Source organism: Kribbella alba, assembly GCF_039529635.1.
Classification (GTDB): Bacteria; Actinomycetota; Actinomycetes; order Propionibacteriales; family Kribbellaceae; genus Kribbella; species Kribbella alba.
Map to the genome: position 1 here is coordinate 956,685 of NZ_BAAANE010000007.1, position 16,913 is coordinate 973,597.

The following is a 16,913-nucleotide window of genomic DNA, read 5'->3' on the forward strand; positions in this document are numbered from 1 at the left end:
TCGCGAAAGCCTTCCGGTATGAGCCACCCCACCCAACAGTCCCCCTCCCCGCAGCAGCCCCTCGGCATCCGACCTGTGCCGCCGCAGCAGGCCTTTCCTCAGCAACAGGCGGCAGTTCTCGCCGGTAGAGGATTGGTCAAGTACTACGGGGAGGTGGTCGGCCTCGCCGGGGTCGATGTTGCCGTCCGCGCGGGTGAAGCGCTCGCCGTGATGGGCCCGTCCGGCAACGGCAAGACGACGCTTCTCCACGTGCTGGCAGGGATTCTGAGCCCCGATCAGGGCGAGGTCTGGCTGGGCGGTGAGCGGGTCGACCAGCTGGGTGATGCGGCCCGGACCGTACTGCGGCGGCGCCGGCTCGGGTTCGTCTTCCAGGACAACCAGCTTCTGGCCGAACTCCCCGCCGACGAGAACGTGGCGCTGCCGCTCATGGTCGACGGAGTCTCCAGAAGGGACGCGATCGGCCGAGCCCGCGCGACTCTCGCCCAGGTCGGCCTGTCCGCCGAGGTAGGCCGACGCTCCGGCGAGCTCTCCGGCGGTCAGGCGCAGCGGGTCGCCATCGCCCGCGCGCTGGTCGGCGAGCCGCAGGCTGTCTTCGCGGACGAACCCACCGGCGCGCTCGACGCCGCGACGGGCGCCCAGGTGATCGACCTGCTCGTCGGCGCGGCCACCCACCGCGGCGCTGCGGTCGTGGTCGTCACCCACGACGACGCCGTCGCCGCCCGCTGTCACCGGGTGGTCCGGATCGTCGACGGCCGGGTGAGCGACCGATGAATCCGATGACCGACCTCGGGCTGCGGTTCGTCCGCCGCCCGGGCCCCGGCGGCCGTGCGGCCAACCTGGCCGCGCTCGGCGCGACCGCGGTGGTGGCACTGCTGGTCACCTTCCTGATCGCCGGCACGTTCGGCCTGACCCACCGCTCCGACCGGATCGGCTGGCGGAGCACCGACTCCCGCACTGCTCAGTCGGCCGTCGGCGTGGTCCACGAGGTCGAGGACATGGCCGCCGGCAAGCCGCTGACGCGCATCGACCTGGCCATCATCGACAACCAGCGGAACGCCGAGCTCCCGCCGCCGCCCGGCTTGCCGCACGCCCCGAAACCGGGGGAGGTCTTCGTTTCCCCCGAGGTCGCGAAGCTCTGGGCGGCCGGTGATCTCGCCAAGCGGTTCAACCTGCCGCAGCCCACTGGCCAGCTCTCGGCGGCCGGCCTCTCGTCCCCGGACGAGCTGATCGTGATCCGGGGCGTCACCCCAAACACCCAAGGCCTGCGGGCGAGCGACCATCCGAACTACCTCGAGACCTGGCGCGGCAACGCCATGGACCAGCGGATGTCGATGCTGCTGATCCTGGTGGCCTTCGGCGTCGCCCTCGTGTTGTTCCCGCTGCTCAGCCTCGTCGGTCAGGCAGCAGGTGTCGCGGCCAAGCGACGCGAACACCGACTGGCCGCCCTCAGACTGGCCGGCGCAACCAGAAGCCAGGTCCTGCTGCTCAGTGCCGTCGAACAAGCCGTGCTGGGATTCCTCGGCGCGATCGTCGGCCTGATCGGCTACACCCTGATCAGCCCGCTGATCGCCCGGATCCCCCTTGGCGGCGGTCGCTGGTACGTCCATGACCTGACCGTCAGTTGGTGGCTGGTCCTCGTCGTCCTCGTCGCCGTTCCCGCCCTGTCGGTGACCAGCGCGCTGATCGGACTCGGCCGCGTCAGCATCACCCCGCTGGGCGTCGTCCGCGGTCAGACCCGCAAGGCCACCAGCGCCCTGAGACTCGTCCTGCTCGTGATCGGCCCGGTCATGCTCGCCATCATCGGTACCCGCGGCGCAGTACTCCCGCTGGTGATCGGTATCGGCATGGCAGCCCTCGCGGTCCGCATCGTCGGTCCCTGGGCCGTCCAGCTGATCGGCAAGCTCCTCGCCCGTACTGCGAACGGCCCGGTGGTCCTGCTCGCCGGCAGGCGACTCGCCGATGATCCGAAGGCCGCGTTCCGGCCTGTGGCGGCGCTGGTCCTGAGCGGCTTCGTGACTGGCTTCCTTGCGCTCTTCATGCCGTACGGGCTCTCGCAGGACAGCAAGGACGTCGAATTCCAGCTGTACACGGCCCAGGGCCAAACGGTCGCCGTAGCTCAAGACGTCAGGAAGCGGCTCTCGGTGGCAGGCCTCAAGGGCGAGGTGACTTCGGCAGACCAGTCGGTGAACATTTCCGTCTCGACCACCGACCGCGAGAAGGTCAGAACGGTCCTGTACGACGTGGTCCCGGATCAGGTACCTCTGACAGACGCGGAGAAGGACCAGCACCAGGCCGGCATCTTCCTCGACCTGCGCCTCGGCGTCGCACTCCTGCTCGGCCTGGTCTTCGTCACCGGTGCGGCCTCCACGGCGGCAGGTGCTGTCGGAACCGCCCTGGATCAGGCAGCGCCCGCGAAGGCCCTGCGCCGATCCGGCGTTCCGCTGAAGGTGATCGAGCGATCCGCCCGGCTGACGGCCGTAGTACCGGTGGTCGGTGTCGGACTGCCGGTGGTCGGCTTCGGCGCGCTGTGCGGTTTTGCGCTGAGTCGCGGGCAGATCCTCACCCAGGGCAGTTCGGGGGTGGTCCTCCTGCTCGGCCAGGTGGTCGTCGGGCTCGCGCTGGTCGCCGTCGCCGGAGCCGCCGGTGCTCCCGTACTCCGAAGGGCCAGCGTGGGCTGAGCGTCCAGCGCATCCACCGGTGGCTGTCCACAACCACGGCTCGGGCTCGGGCCCGGCGCATGCAAGGATGAGGTCATGCGTGACCTGAATGCGCCGGTCCCGGAGCTCACGGACGCCTCGTCCGAACTGCGCGACGCGATCGACCGGTGTGGCTACTATCCAGATGTCGTGACGGACTCGCTCGCGGTGGCGATCGCCGGAGAGCCCATCCGGGCCTTCGTGCTGCAGCACGAGCCGACGTTCGACCGCGACGAGGTCCGGCGGCACATCACCATCCTGGCGCTGACCCCGAGCCGGTTGATTGTCGGACACACCGACGAGCACGCCGCGGACGACCTGATCCGCGCGCCGTACGCGTCCACCTCGACCGAGGCGATCCCGCTCAACCGGGTGAACGCGGTGGTGGTCAACCGGGTCGTCCCGAACCCGGCCGGGTATGCCTCCGGCAAGTCGGACCCGGCCGACGGTGGCGAGGTCGTGCTGACGATCGGCTGGGGCATGGTGAACCGGATCGACCTCGAGCCGGCCGTCTGCGCGGACCCGAACTGCGAGGCGGACCACGGCTATACCGGTTCGGTCGCGGCCGATGACATCTCCTTGCGGATCAGCGCGGCGGCCGACGGCCCGGCAGGGATCCAGCAGGTGCTCGACTTCGCGGCGGCGCTGTCCTTCGCGACCAGCAGGTAGGGCCGTGCCCGGCTCGACGCCGATCCTCCCTGCCTACGGCGGCGGGTCACTCGCGGACGTGCTCCCTTCCGTGGCCGCCGCCCTGTCGGTCCCGAACGAGAAGAACCTCCTAGGCCTGCCACCAGCACCCCGGTACGCCGTACTGCTGCTCGACGGCCTCGGGTGGAATCTCCTTCGGCGGAACGCCGATGTGGCTCCGTACCTGTCGTCACTGGCAGGCCGGAGTCTGACAGCCGGCGTGCCGTCGACCACCGCCGCGAGCCTCACCAGCCTCGGCACGGGTCTACCGCCAGGCGCCCACGGCATCGTCGGCTACACGTCGATCGTCCCGGAGACGGGCGCTCTCCTGAACGCCCTCCAATGGGATGCTCCGGTCGACCCGCGCAAGTGGCAACCACACGAGACCGTCTTCGAGCGGGTCGCAGCCGCCGGGATCGCCACGCGCAACGTGAGCAAGGCCCGGTTCGACAGATCCGGCCTGACCGCGGCCGCGTTCCGGGGGAGCGCGCACCGTGGCGCCGACACGGTAGAGGACCGGCTCGACGCGACCAGGTTCGCGAGCCGCGAGGGCAAGTCCTCACTGGTCTACGTCTACGACTCGCAGCTGGACTACACGGGCCACGGGCAGGGCAGCGAGTCCTGGCAATGGCGCAAGGAGCTCGCCGCCGCGGACACGTTCGCCTCGCGGGTCCGATCCGCCTTGCCCCGTGACGCAGTACTGGTCGTCGTCGCGGACCACGGCATGATCGACATCGCCCCCGGGAACAGGGTCGACCTCGACGCGGAACCGGACCTGTCCAAGGGCCTCCGCCTGATCGGCGGGGAATCCCGCTTCCGTCACCTGTACTGCGTGGACGGCGCGGTCCCCGACGTACTGGCGACGTACCGCGAGCGGCTAGGCGAGGACGCCTTCGTGCTCAGCCGGGACGAGGCCATCGCCTGCGGTTGGTTCGGTGCGGTCGAGGAGCGGGTGGTGCCGCGGCTGGGTGATGTCGTGGTGGCATCCTTCGGACCGGTCGCGCTGGTAGCCGGCCGTCGCTATCCACAAGAAGCCGGCCTGATCGGCCTACACGGCTCGCTCACCGAGGACGAGATGGTGATCCCGCTTCTGATCGACGAGGGCTAGAAGCTCCAGACGTTCCAGAAGAAGCTCGCCTGCGCGGTCTTGGCCTCGGCGTCCCGAGCCGTCACGGTCACCTTGTACCGCCCCGCGCCCGGTGCCAGTACGCCGGTGATCCAGCCGCGCTCGTGGTCGATGGTCAGCCCCGGCGGAAGTCCGGTCGCGGTGTAGCTGATCTCCCCCTTGCTGCTCATCCCCTTCAGCAGCAGCGGTACCGCCGGTATGCCGCCGAACCCGATCTGCTCGTCGGGCTTGGTGATCGTCACCCCGGATGCCGGTGTCTGAGCGGCGACCCCGACCGCTTCGGCGGCGTCCACCACACCCTCGCCGTAGAACGAGTTGTTCGCGTCGGAGCCGGTGCACTCGCCACTCGAGCCGATCGGGCAAGGCAGGTCGTTGGCCTGCTCGGCCAGCCTGGCGCGGACCTGCGCGGGTGTGAGCTTGGGGTTCGTACTGCGGATGAGCGCGGCGACACCCGCCACGTGCGGTGACGCCATCGACGTTCCGTCAAGGCTCTTGTAGCCGCCGCCCGGGACGGTCGAGAAGACGTTCACGCCTGGCGCGGCCACGCTGATCTTGTTGGTGCCGTAGTTCGAGAAGCCGGCCTTGACGTCCCCCGGGTCGAGCGCCGCCACCGACACCACGCCGGGGAGCTCGGTCGGGACGTTGAGGCAGTCGGTGGTGACGGCCCGCGGGCTGGGGGTGGAGTCGTTCGGGCTGCTCTCATCGACGGACTTCGCGGCGAGGTCGTAGTTCTCGTTGCCGGCGGCCGCGACGTTCACCACCCCCTTGGAATCGGCGTACCCGACCGCGCGGCGAACGGCCTCGGCGATCGCGGCCTGGTCGGGATCGTTCGGGCAGAGGAACAGCCACGGGTCGACGTAGTAGCTGTTGTTGGTGACCGAGACGCCCTTGTCGGCGGCGAAGACGAAGGCGCACACCGTGTTCTCGGGGAAGAACAGCTGGGTGGGTGCCTCCGAGATGCGGATCGACGACACTTTGACGCCCGGGGCGACCCCGACCACGCCCTTGCCGTCCTTGGCCGCCGCGATCGTGCCGGCGACGTGGGTGCCGTGGTCAGCGATGGGTCGCCACGCGCCGGCCCTCGTGTCGAGCTTGCCGTAGGCGCAGGAGGCGGACTTGCCGACGTCGAAGTGCGCCTTGAGATCCGGGTGCTGGTCGTCGACGCCGGTATCGAGAACGCCGACCGTGACGGACCTGGAGCCCTGGTTGACCGCCCAGGCCTTGTCCGCGCCGATCTGGGTCATGTCATCGCGATCGGTCTCGGGCATATCGACCGGGCGCTCCACCGGCGCCGGAGGGATCGCCGGGTTCGCCGCCGCTGCCGGCACATCCGAGGTCCGCGTCGCTCCGACCTTCTGAACCCCCGGCACAGTGCGCATCCGGCCGGCGAAGTCCGGGTTCGTCGAGTGGACCACCAGCACGCCGATCCCGTCGTACGGGGCATAGACGATGCCGCCATTGGCCGTCACCGCGCTGGTCACCGTGGCGGTCTGCTTCGGCGCGGTGATCACGAAGTACGAGCGCAGCCCCGCCTCGGCCCGGACCGGCGCCGCGGCCGACGGGACCGAGAGGCCGGTGAGGGTGAGACACACCGTCAGGGCCAGGCCGACCGTCAGAGTCAGGAGCGGAGCTTTGCGCACGACCAAGTAGAACCCGCCGGAGCCCCGGAACGAAAGCCGACGCACCCCGGAGTCGCTGACGCCGGAGCGACTTGGCAGGATGGGCGCCCGTGGCTGACCTGCTCTACTTCACCGGGACGATGGACTGCGGCAAGTCCACGCTGGCACTGCAGATGGATCACAACCACAAGGCGCGCGGCCGGAAGGGCACGATCTTCACCAGCCACGACCGGGCCGGCGAGTCGACGCTGTCGTCCCGGCTCGGGCTCGAGGCGGCCGCGATCGAAGTGCGGCCGGACTTCGACTTCTGGCAGTACGTGGTGGACGAACTGACCCACGGCGGCCGGATCGACTACATGGTCTGTGACGAGGCGCAGTTCTATCAGCCGGAGCAGGTCGAGCAGTTGGCCCGGCTGGTCGACGAGCTCCAGATCGACGTCTTCTGCTTCGGCATCCTGACCGACTTCCGCGCGACGCTGTTCCCCGGATCGGCGCGGCTGGTCGAGCTGGCCGACCGGATGGAGTTGCTCCAGGTCGAGGCGCTCTGCTGGTGCGGCGAACGCGCCACCCACAATGCCCGGACCGTCGGCGGCGAGATGGTCACCGAAGGCGAACAGCTCGTGGTGGGTGACATGGTGGTCAACAACGGGGACACCGCCTACGAGGTGCTCTGCCGCCGGCACCACCGCCGCCGCCTCACCGCCGCACGCGCACGTGCCACGCTCTCACCCGAGGTTCTCCCTTTCGGAGGTGCCGTATGAACCCCCTGATCTCCGCCGAGTCGTTGCTCTCGGCCACTGACCGGCCGGTCGTCTTCGACGTCACGTGGAACCTGGCGGGACCGCCCGGCCGGGAGGCGTACGACGCCGGCCACGTGCCGGGCGCCTACTTCGTCGACCTGGATTCCGAGCTGGCCGGACCACCCGGCGCGGGCGGACGCCACCCGTTGCCCTCAGCAACCACCGTCGAGGCGACGTTGCGTCGCGCCGGCGTCGGCCCGGACACGGCTGTCGTCGTGTACGACGCCGCGAACTCCACTGCGGCGGCGCGAGCGTGGTGGATCTTCCGGTACTTCGGGGTCCGCGACGTCCGGGTCCTCGACGGAGGCTTCGCCGCATGGCAGGCCGCCGGGGGAGAGGTCAGTACTGCGGTACCGCCCGACGCCGCGGGTGCTTTCGTCGCTCAGCCCGGGCAGGTCCCGATGCTCGACGCAGATGGTGCTGCTGCGCTGGCCGCGAGTGGTGTGCTGCTCGACGCACGCGCGCCGGAACGGTACGCCGGCGAGGTGGAGCCGATGGATGGGGTCGCCGGCCACATTCCCGGGGCAGTGAACGCGCCGACGACCGCGAACGTCTCGGCCGACGGCCGCTTCCTGTCCGCCGACGACCTCCGCAAGCGCTTCGCCGCTCTGGGCGCCGATGGTTCAGGCGAGGTCGGGGCGTACTGCGGGTCCGGCGTGACGGCCGCTCACGAGGCGCTCGCACTCGAGATCGCGGGGATCGAGGCACCCGTCTACGTGGGTTCCTGGTCGGACTGGATCACCGACCCGTCGCGACCTGTTGCCACCGGCAAGGACTGACCCTTTCGATCCAGGTCGAATACTGCACCGCCGAGGCCGGAAAGCACCGCGAGGCTGACTTCTTGACTTCGATCGGTGGCTGCGGGATGGTCATGGGCAATCGATTTCCCAGGTCTGCTGAGGAGTCACGATGCCGCCCGAACCGACACTCAAGCGATCCACCTTCCTGAAAGCCGCGGCCGGCGCCGGAGCCCTGCTCGCGGCGCCCGGCGTCGCCGCCGCCTCGATGGCGGGAGCTACCGGCGCTGGGGCCCGAGGAGTACAGGCGGTCTCGACCAACAAGGTCGCCGATCTGACCGGACCGGGGTTGACCGACCGGTTCCGGATGCAGGCGACCGACCTGGGCATTCCGGCTCGAACACCGGACGGCAGGTTGCTCTTCATGTTCGGCGATACGTTCGAGAACCCGGTCGTCGGTGGCGGCTGGTGGCGATCGCCGGTCGCCCTGTGGTCGACCACGACGAACCTGGCCGGCGGGGTCACCTGGTCCGGCGCGGTCGGGGGAGCGGCTGCTCAGCAGTTATGGGACTACCCGCACGACAATCCGACATTCTCGACCGTGCTGCCTTCGGACGTGATCACCATCGGCGGGTCGATGTACCTGCACGCGATGGTGAACAAGGGCCTGGGCAACGTGGTTTGGACGGAGATCTGGCGATCGGACAACTCCGGTGCCAGCTGGTATCACACCGGTGCGAAGTTCCCGGGCGACCTCGACGGCGGGTTGTTCCAGTTGCTCACCTGGGGCGAGGGGAACGACGGGTACGTGTACGTCTACTCGACCGGGTTCCAGCGGGACAAGCCGATCATCCTCAAGCGGGTGCGGAGCAACCAGCTCGCGAACCCGGCGGCATACGAGCCGTGGGGTTATCGCGACGGCGTCTGGCGCTGGGGCAACCCGGCGACACCGATCCTGTCCGGCAGCTTCGGCGAGCTGAGCCTGCGGCCGCTCGGCGGGAAATGGGTGCTGACCTGGTTCAACGCCGGGGACTACCGGATCGACGGGATGATCATGGACACCCCGACGTCGAACCTCTACACGGCCTACCGGCAGACCCTCGTCTACGGCGGCGCCTGGGGTGCCGAGAACGACAACCACGTGGCGCAGCTGTACGGCGGCTACATCATCCCGGGCTCCACGTTGAGCGACCTGCACCTGTCGGTGAGCCAGTGGAAAACCGACGCCGGCTGGCCCTACCGAGTCATGCAGTTTCGCGTCCGCGGCTTCGGTTAGGCAGTGCCGGCCAGGCCGATCAGGTTGCCTTCGGGGTCGGTGAATCGGCCGACCACGAGGGTGCCTGCGGTTCCCTCGGGGCCCATGACGCGGGTGCCGCCGAGGGCTTCGGCCTTCCGCAGGGCTACCTCGACGTCGGGGACGCCGATGTAGAAGAGGACCTTGTTCGGGTAGCCGTCGCCGCCTCCGATGCCGCCGTTCAGTCCCGCGGTCCCGGCGCCGACAAAGCCGTAGTTGCCGGGCTCGGAGACGGCCTCCGTCGCGGCGTCGGAGGTCTGGAACTCCCAGCCGAACAACGCCCCGTAGTACTGCCTGAGTCCGGCCGGATCGCCGCCGATGATCTCGAAGTGCACGACCTGGTCTGCCATGTCTTCCTCCTTGGGTTCGAGCTTGTCAGAGGAGACGTCGGACGTGGCGGACCAGGCTCGACACTTCAGTACGGCAGCGCCACATAGTCGGCGTTCTGGCCGACCATCGGGTCGTTCGCGATCTCGGTCGGCACGTCGCGCACGAGCAGGCCGGCTTGTTCTGCGGCCGACAGCGCGGCCAGGTCGTAGCGGGTCTTGCGCCAGATGTCGCAGATGTACTTGCGGGTCTTGAGGTACTCGACATACCGGCTCATGTGCGCGTCGTCCAGGCCGAGCGCGGCGAACAGGGCGATCCGGTCGCCGTCCTTGCGCGCGATCCGCCAGTTCGGGAACTTGTCGTGCTCGTGCGGCAGCGGCGCCTTCGACTTGGGGAACTTCAGCAGCGTGCCGTTGCCGCTGTGGGTGGTCCGCAGGCTCCACACCGCGACGTCGCCGACGCGGGTGCGCACATAGACGTTGCTGCCGACGTTGAGGTCCGGCGTGTTGTGCGACTGGTGCCGCAGGTTCAAGCCGCCGGTATGCCGGTAGTGGTCCTGCAGGTAGATGCCGAACCGGAGGATCGTGTAGCGGCCGTTCCAGTCGGGCGCGTTCGGGTCGACCCGGTCGGCGTTGTCCTTGTGGAATCCGCGCTGGACACCGTTGACGGTGAACGCGCTGTCGCCGCTGTAGACGATCTTGTCCTCGCCGAGGATCTGCCGGGCGATCTTCACGAAGTTGCCGTCGGTCAGCACCTCGCGCATCCTCGGGTTCGCGAGCAGGTCGCCGCCGAAGTTCTTCCGCGACCAGTGCGCCGCCTCGCGCAGCCGCTTCACATCGTCGGGGGAGTAGACCCCTCGCACGATCGTCCAGCCGTTCTCCCAGAATCCCGTGACGTCGACGTTGTTGACCGCGGTCATTGCTCACAACCTCCGCTCACCCGGACCTGACGCCCGGTCTTACCTCCTCGATGCACGCGCACCCGCCTTTGTTGCGCTCGCGGGGCCGCCGGGCAGGTGGGTGCGTGCTCGGTCGTGGATCTCGTTCAACGGCAACCGGCTGCCGACAGCAGGAATCCGCGACCCGAACGCCGGCGCGGCACGTGGGGTGCGGCACGCGCCGCGAACAGGCGGGCGTCCGTCAAGGCGCCCGGTGGTGTCACCGCGCCGAGAACAGCGGGTTTCCGGGGTGTTTCGAATCGTGACCAAACGAGCCGTTGATAAAGTAACACGCATGGTTTAACTTACTCGGAAATCGGGCCCGAGTGGCCCGCATCACACCCCAGACCGCCCGGTGGCGGGGTGCTCCCGGAAACATGAGGAGTTCCGATGACGAGAACGGCTAGGTGTGTCGCAGCCCTGACTTCAGCGGTCGCCCTGCTGACGGCGGTAGCCTGCGCAGACGGCAGTACTCCGGCGGCCAGCAGCGCCGGAGCGATCGACGAGAACGCGCCGGTGACGATCACGGTCGGGAACAAGCCGAAGCCGGACAAGCCGGCCGACGTCGCCACTTTCAACAAGAAGGTGAAGGAGTTCACCGACGCGCACCCCAACATCACGGTCAAGACGACCGAGACCGCGTGGGACGCGCAGACCTTCCAGGCCCAGGTGGCCGGTGGTTCGCTGCCGACGGTGATGAGCATCAGCTTCACCGAGCCCCTGAACATGATCCCCAACAAGCAGCTGCCGGACATCACCGACGAGCTGAAGCTGGTCGACCTGACCAAGAACCTGAACCCGGACACGCTGAAGATGGTCCAGGACGACAAGGGCCGGATCTACGGCGTGCCGTTCGAGGCCTTCTCCGTCGGGCTCGCCTACAACCGGGCTCTGTTCAAGCAGGCCGGCCTGGACCCGGACAAGCCGCCCACGACCTGGGACGAAGTCCGGCAGTACGCCAAGCAGATCACCCAGAAGACCGGCAAGGCCGGCTACGCCCAGCTGACCAAGGACAACACCGGTGGCTGGATGCTCACCACGATGACCTACAGCATGGGCGGCAGTGTCCAGAGTGCTGACGGCAAGAAGAGCACGTTCAACGACGCGCCGACCAAGAAGGCGCTGCAGTTGCTCAAGGACATGCGCTGGACCGACAACACCATGGGCACGAACTTCCTCTACAACCAGGAGGAGGTCCGGCAGGACTTCGCCGCCGGCAAGATCGGCATGGTGCTGCAGGCGCCGGACGCCTACGACATGGCGGTGAAGAACTTCGGTATGAAGCCGGCCGACTTCGGCGAGGGCGCGCTGCCCCAGGACGGCGGCCCGTACGGCACGCTGACCGGTGGCTCGATCAAGATGATCAACCCGAAGTCGACCAAGAACGAGATCGTCGCTGCGCTGAAGTGGATCAAGTTCTACGAGTTCGACAAGTACACGAACCAGGCCGTGGCGATCCAGAACGCCAAGGACTCGATCGCCGACAAGAGCTTCGTCGGTCGGCCGGGTGTCACGCCGCTGAGCCAGGCGACCTACGACCAGTACAACGAGTGGCGCAAGCCCTACAACAACGTGCCGATCCAGCAGTTCCAGGGCTACATCGACTCGACGAAGTCCCTCAAGCTGCTGCCCGAGCCGGTGAACAAGGGCCAGGAGGTCTACGCCCTGCTCGACCCGGTCGTCCAGCAGGTGCTGACCAAGAAGGACGCGGACATCGACAAGTTACTCACCGACGCCGCCTCGAAGATCGACGCCCGCCTGGCCCGGTAATCCACCATGGCCCTCCTCAGTCGACAAGCTGACCAGTCCCGCCGGGGTGTCACCACCTGGTACCGCTCCGGCGGACTGAGCGCCATCGTCTTCGCACTGCCCCTGGTGCTGACCTTCCTGTACTTCTCCTGGGGCCCGATCGTGCGCGGGCTGGTGCTCAGTTTCCAGAAGAACAACCTCGTCACCGCGCCGGAGTGGGTCGGTTGGTCGAACTTCAGCTACGTGCTGACCGACCCGCAACTCCCGCAGGCGACGCTGAACACCCTGTACTTCGCTCTGCTCGCGCTCATCTTCGGCTTCCCGGTGCCGCTGTTCCTGGCGGTGTTCATCAGCGAGCTCCGCAGTACCGGCTGGCTCTACAACGTGCTGTCGTACCTGCCGGCCGTGGTACCTCCGGTGGTCGCGATCCTGCTCTGGAAGATCTTCTACGACCCCGGAGGTGCCGGGCTCTTCAACACCTTCCTGGGCTGGTTCGGCCTCGGTCCCTACGCCTGGCTGAACTCGCCGCACCTGGCGATGCCGGCGATCGTGCTCGAGGCGACCTGGGCGGGTGCCGGTGCCACCGCGATCATCTACCTCGCCGCGCTCACCGGCGTACGGACGGAACTGTACGAATCCGCGGAGCTGGACGGAGCCGGGATCTGGCGGCGGGTCTGGCATGTCACGATCCCTCAGATCCGCGGAATCATCCTGATCATGATGTTGCTGCAGCTGATCGGCACCTTCCAGGTGTTCACGGAGCCGTTCCTCTTCACCGGTGGCGGTCCGGACAACGCGACGACCACGATCCTGCTGCTGATCTACAGGTACGCGTTCATCAACGGCGACTTCGGCGCCGCGACGGCCCTGAGCGTGCTGCTCGCACTCGTGCTGTGCGTGCTCTCGGTCGTGTATCACTTCCTCACCCGGCGTTGGAGCACCACATGACGAGTCTCCCGATCACCGAACAAGTCGCCGGCGCCGGCGAGGAGGCGAGCCCGGCACCGCGCAAGCGTCGCCGTACTGCCGAGGCGCAGGAGCGCGGCGTGATCTCGATGGCGGACCGCCAGCGGCCGCTGGTCCGGTACGGGCTGCCCGCGATTCAGGTGCTGGTCTTGATCGGCATCGTGGTCGCCGGGGTCGGGCCGCTGCTGTGGCTGCTGAAGTCGGGGTTGTCTACCAGCCAGGACATCCTGCGGGGGCCGCTGTCGCTGTGGCCGAGCGGCATCCAGTGGCACAACATCCCGAACGCGTGGACCCAGGTGCAGATCGGTTCGTACCTGGGCAACACCGCGATCATCGCGATCGGGTCGCTGGTGTCCACGCTGTTCGTCTGTACGACGGGCGCGTTCGTGCTGAGCGTGCTCCGCCCGAAGTGGGGACCCGTCATCACCGGGCTGGTGCTGGCCACCCTGTTCCTGCCCGGCGTGATCTCGCTGGTCCCGCTGTACCTGACCATCCTCAAGATGCCCGTCCTCGGCTGGAACCTGCAGAACACCTTCTGGGCGGTCTGGCTGCCGCAGGCCGCGGGCGCGTTCAACATCCTGGTGATGAAGCGGTACTTCGACGCGATCCCGCGGGAACTGATCGAGGCGGCGCGCATCGACGGCGCGAGCAACCTGAGGCTCTTCACGGCGTTGATCCTGCCGTTGTCGAAGCCGATCCTCGGAGTGGTCGCGCTACTGACGGTGATCGGCTCGTGGAAGGACTACCTGTGGCCGCTGCTGGTGCTGCCAGATCCCAAGCTGCAGCCGATCTCGGTGGCTCTGCCGCGGGTGGCTGACACCACTGAGATCTCCCTGCAGATGAGCGCGATGTTCCTGGCGGTCCTGGTCCCTGTGGTGCTGTTCTTGATCTTTCAGAAGCAGTTCCTCAGGGGGGTCGGGATGTCGGGAGGTATCAAGGAGTGAATTCATCACTGTCAGGGCGCCGAGTGCTAGTCACGGGCGCGGCCGGGCGTATCGGCTCGGTCACCACCCGTCACCTGTCCGAGCTCGGCGCCCTGGTGACCGCGTTGACACTCGTCGAGGATCCGTCGCTGAAGGCGGACCGGGTCCTCGTCGGAGACACCAGGTCGGAGGACGACGTCAGGACCGCGCTCGACGGCGCGGAACTCGTCGTGCACCTTGCCGCGCTGGCGCACCCGACCTCGGGTACGCCGTACGACGTCTACACCACGAACGTGGTGTCGACCTTCAACGTGCTCGCCCAGGCCGGCGCGCTGGGCATCGATCGCGCGGTAGTGGCCAGCAGCATCAACGCCTACGGCGTGCCGTTCAACCCGAACGACGTGCTGCCGGCGTACTACCCGCTGGACGAGAAGATCCCCTCGGACGTGGCCGACTGGTACTCGTTGTCGAAGCAGAACGACGAGAACACCGCGAGGATGTGCTGGCGGCGCTGGGGGACCGACGTGGTGTCGTTCCGGTTCCCGCACGTGAACTCGGCCGAGGCAGTGCGCCGCCAGGCTGACGGCTTCATCGAGAACCCTGCGCGTGGGGTTCGCGAGGGGTGGGCCTACCTGGACACCCGCGACGCGGCGTACGCGATCGAGCTGGGGCTGACGGCACCGTTGTCGGGCGCCCATACGTTCTTCGTTGCCGCCGGCACCACCAATGCGCCGTACGAGACAGAGGCTCTGCTGGACGCCTTCGCGCCGGGAGTGCCGCGGCTGCGGCGGTTCGTCGGGCGCGAGGTGCCGATCGACCTGACCGCCGCGCGGACGGTGCTCGGCTTCCAGGCGCAGCACGAGCTGGACCTACCAATCCATCGACTGGAGATTTGATGCCGCACGAGACGCCCGCCACCTTCGCCCAGCCCTGGCCGGTCCGCGACGACGTCCGGATCCGGGCGGTGAAGGCAATCGTCACCGCACCGGAGGGCATTCCGCTGGTGGTGGTGAAGATCGACACCACCGAGCCGGGGCTGTACGGCCTGGGTTGCGCCACCTTCACACAACGGTGGAAGGCGGTGCAGACGTTCATCGACGAGCACCTGGCCCGGCTGCTGATCGGCCGGTACCCCGGTGACATCGGGGACCTCGTCCGGCTGGCCGGGTTCTCCGGCTACTGGCGCGGCGGCCCGGTCACGAACAACGCGATCTCGGGAATCGACGAGGCGCTGTGGGACATCGCCGGCAAGCGCGCCGGCATGCCCGTCCACGAACTGCTCGGAGGCAAGGTCCGCGCTGCCGCGGACACCTACATCCACGCGGGTGGCATCAACATCGAGGAGACCCTGGAGCAGGCGAAGGAGTTCGTCGCCCAGGGCTGGCGGCACGTCCGGCTGCAGGTCTCCACGCCCGGCGGCGGCGGATACGGCGCGCCGCGGCTGGCCACCCTCTACCCCGACGCGCCGTACCGGAACGGGTGGAGCGCCCGCGACTACCTCCGTACTACGCCCGACCTGTTCGCCGCGGCCCGGCAGTCCCTGCCGGACAACGTCGAGTTGCTCCACGATGTGCACTCGCGGCTGACCCCGAAGGAAGCAGTGCTGCTGGCCCGCTCGCTCGAGCCGTACCGCTTGTTCTTCCTCGAGGACGTGTTGCCGCCCGAGCACTGGGACCGGCTGCCCGAGGTCCGGGCGGCTTCGCCGGTTCCGCTGGCCGTCGGCGAGCTCACCACGTCCATGGGTGACGCCGTGCGGCTGGTCCGCGATGGTGGCGTCGACTTCATCCGGTCCCACATCTCCGACATCGGCGGCCTCACCGCGGCCCGCAAGGTCGCGGATCTGGCCGAGCTCTGCGGCGTCCGTACCGCGTGGCACGGGCCGGGCGACACCTCGCCGATCGGTGCCGCCGCCAACGTCGCGCTCGACGTGAGTTCCGTTGCCTTCGGCATCCAGGAAGGGCACATCTACAACGAGGCCACCCACGAGGTGTTCCCCGGCACGCTGCGGATCGAGGACGGCTGGCTGCGGCCGAACGAAGCACCCGGCTGGGGGATCGACCTCGACCTGGAGGCAGCCGCCCGCTATCCCGCGCAACTGTCCGGCCACGACGAGTGGGCGGCCGGCGTACGGCGGATCGACGGGGCCCTGGAGGCGCCGTGAAGTTCTCCGTGTTCACCGCCTCGACGCCTGAATGGACTCCTTCGGAAGCCGCGAAGATCCTGGCCGAGCAGGGCTGGGACGGGATCGAGTGGCGGATCACCGACCAGTCGGCACCGGAGGGCGCCACCGGCTTCTGGGTGGGGAACAAGGCGACCTGGCCGCTAACGGGGCTGGAGGAAAGCCTCGAGGAGATCAAGGCGATCACCGCCGACGCAGGTCTGGAGTTCTCCTCGATCGGTGGCTATGTGCCACCGACCCGGCGGGACGACGCCGACAGGATGCTGGCTGCGACGGCGGCGCTCGGTGCCGGCAGGGTCCGGATCGCCGGACTCGAGGTGGCGGACGACCAGACGTACCGCGAGGCGTTCGCTGCCTGTCGCGAGCACTGGGAATGGGTGGAGGACCGCGCCCGCCATCACGGCGTACGGGCGTTGATCGAACTGCATCACGACACCCTGACGCCGAGTGCGTCGGCTGCGCGGCGGTTGCTCGAAGGGCTGGATCCCGCGCACGTCGGCGTGATCCACGACATCGGCAACCTGGTGATCGAGGGCTGGGAGAAACCGGTGCACGGTCTCGACCTGCTCGGCGAATACCTGGCGCACGTGCACGTGAAGAACGCCGCTTTCCAGCTGGCCGGGGTGGAAAGCGACGGCACGTTGCGCTGGGAACCGAATTGGGTGCCGCTGCGGGAAGGGCGCGCGCACCTGCCGGAATTCTTCCGGGCGCTGGCCGCGGTCGGATATGACGGCTGGGTCGCGGTGGAGGATTTCTCGGAGGCGGCGCCTTTGGCCGAAAGGACGGCGGCGAATCTCGAATACCTCCGCTCGATCGCGGTGGCCGCGGGGTACGATCTCGGCTAGCCGTGGGGGCTGCGGGGGCTGTTATTTC

General features: G+C 68.4%; 16 protein-coding genes. 13 read left to right on the forward strand and 3 right to left on the reverse strand.

Features of this window, described 5'->3' with window-relative positions; translation table 11 throughout:
* Positions 1-18: 18 nt before the first annotated feature.
* The 4 genes from ABD210_RS22385 to ABD210_RS22400 all read left to right on the forward strand — a co-directional run bounded on the left by ABD210_RS22385 (position 19) and on the right by ABD210_RS22400 (position 4,491).
* Positions 19-771, forward strand: coding sequence for an ABC transporter ATP-binding protein (locus tag ABD210_RS22385; protein WP_344113881.1), 753 nt, complete (start codon positions 19-21; stop codon positions 769-771).
* Positions 768-2,678, forward strand: coding sequence for an FtsX-like permease family protein (locus tag ABD210_RS22390; protein WP_344113882.1), 1,911 nt, complete (start codon positions 768-770; stop codon positions 2,676-2,678). Before ABD210_RS22385 ends, ABD210_RS22390 begins: the two co-directional genes overlap by 4 nt.
* A gap of 75 nt (positions 2,679-2,753) precedes the next feature.
* Positions 2,754-3,365, forward strand: coding sequence for a DUF5998 family protein (locus tag ABD210_RS22395; protein ID WP_344113884.1), 612 nt, complete (start codon positions 2,754-2,756; stop codon positions 3,363-3,365).
* A gap of 4 nt (positions 3,366-3,369) precedes the next feature.
* Positions 3,370-4,491 (forward strand): alkaline phosphatase family protein, encoded by a 1,122-nt coding sequence (locus tag ABD210_RS22400; protein ID WP_344113886.1) that lies wholly within the window; start codon positions 3,370-3,372, stop codon positions 4,489-4,491.
* Here the strand turns inward: ABD210_RS22400 and ABD210_RS22405 are convergent.
* Positions 4,488-6,149, reverse strand: a complete 1,662-nt coding sequence (locus ABD210_RS22405) for a S8 family serine peptidase (RefSeq protein ID WP_344113888.1) — start codon at positions 6,147-6,149, stop codon at positions 4,488-4,490. The two genes, ABD210_RS22400 and ABD210_RS22405, sit on opposite strands and share 4 nt — an antisense overlap.
* Positions 6,150-6,238: 89 nt before the next feature.
* Here ABD210_RS22405 and ABD210_RS22410 point away from each other — a divergent pair, with 89 nt between their 5' ends.
* The 3 genes from ABD210_RS22410 to ABD210_RS22420 all read left to right on the forward strand — a co-directional run bounded on the left by ABD210_RS22410 (position 6,239) and on the right by ABD210_RS22420 (position 8,941).
* A complete protein-coding gene (locus tag ABD210_RS22410; protein ID WP_344113889.1) occupies positions 6,239-6,889 on the forward strand; it encodes a thymidine kinase in 651 nt (216 codons plus the stop codon).
* On the forward strand, positions 6,886-7,707 hold the full coding sequence (locus ABD210_RS22415) for a sulfurtransferase (RefSeq protein WP_344113890.1): 822 nt from the start codon (positions 6,886-6,888) through the stop codon (positions 7,705-7,707). The genes ABD210_RS22410 and ABD210_RS22415 overlap by 4 nt, the downstream gene beginning before the upstream one ends.
* A 130-nt stretch (positions 7,708-7,837) precedes the next feature.
* Positions 7,838-8,941: a glycoside hydrolase family 183 protein gene (locus ABD210_RS22420; protein WP_344113891.1), complete on the forward strand. Its 1,104-nt coding sequence runs from the start codon at positions 7,838-7,840 to the stop codon at positions 8,939-8,941.
* Here ABD210_RS22420 and ABD210_RS22425 read toward each other — a convergent pair.
* Positions 8,938-9,309: a VOC family protein gene (locus tag ABD210_RS22425; RefSeq protein WP_344113892.1), complete on the reverse strand. Its 372-nt coding sequence runs from the start codon at positions 9,307-9,309 to the stop codon at positions 8,938-8,940. The two genes, ABD210_RS22420 and ABD210_RS22425, sit on opposite strands and share 4 nt — an antisense overlap.
* Positions 9,310-9,374: 65 nt before the next feature.
* On the reverse strand, positions 9,375-10,205 hold the full coding sequence (locus tag ABD210_RS22430; protein WP_344113893.1) for a phytanoyl-CoA dioxygenase family protein: 831 nt from the start codon (positions 10,203-10,205) through the stop codon (positions 9,375-9,377).
* 408 nt (positions 10,206-10,613) lie between these two features.
* Between ABD210_RS22430 and ABD210_RS22435 the strand changes: the two genes are divergently transcribed.
* Genes ABD210_RS22435 through ABD210_RS22460 form a run of 6 tightly spaced genes read left to right on the forward strand, consistent with a single transcriptional unit; the run spans position 10,614 to position 16,885 of the window.
* Entirely contained in the window at positions 10,614-11,993 is a 1,380-nt protein-coding gene (locus ABD210_RS22435) for an ABC transporter substrate-binding protein (protein ID WP_344113894.1), read from the forward strand.
* Positions 11,994-11,999: 6 nt separating this feature from the next.
* On the forward strand, positions 12,000-12,920 hold the full coding sequence (locus ABD210_RS22440) for a carbohydrate ABC transporter permease (RefSeq protein WP_344113895.1): 921 nt from the start codon (positions 12,000-12,002) through the stop codon (positions 12,918-12,920).
* The gene (locus ABD210_RS22445) at positions 12,917-13,882 is read left to right on the forward strand and encodes a carbohydrate ABC transporter permease (protein WP_344113896.1); all 966 of its coding nucleotides are present in this window, start codon (positions 12,917-12,919) and stop codon (positions 13,880-13,882) included. The genes ABD210_RS22440 and ABD210_RS22445 overlap by 4 nt, the downstream gene beginning before the upstream one ends.
* 23 nt (positions 13,883-13,905) lie before the next feature.
* Positions 13,906-14,757, forward strand: a complete 852-nt coding sequence (locus ABD210_RS22450; protein WP_344113897.1) for an NAD-dependent epimerase/dehydratase family protein — start codon at positions 13,906-13,908, stop codon at positions 14,755-14,757.
* Positions 14,757-16,022 carry an enolase C-terminal domain-like protein gene (locus ABD210_RS22455; RefSeq protein ID WP_344113899.1) on the forward strand — a complete coding sequence of 422 codons (1,266 nt, stop codon included), beginning with the start codon at positions 14,757-14,759 and terminating at the stop codon, positions 16,020-16,022. The genes ABD210_RS22450 and ABD210_RS22455 overlap by 1 nt, the downstream gene beginning before the upstream one ends.
* A complete protein-coding gene (locus tag ABD210_RS22460) occupies positions 16,019-16,885 on the forward strand; it encodes a sugar phosphate isomerase/epimerase family protein (RefSeq protein ID WP_344113900.1) in 867 nt (288 codons plus the stop codon). Before ABD210_RS22455 ends, ABD210_RS22460 begins: the two co-directional genes overlap by 4 nt.
* The last annotated feature ends 28 nt before the right edge of the window (positions 16,886-16,913 follow it).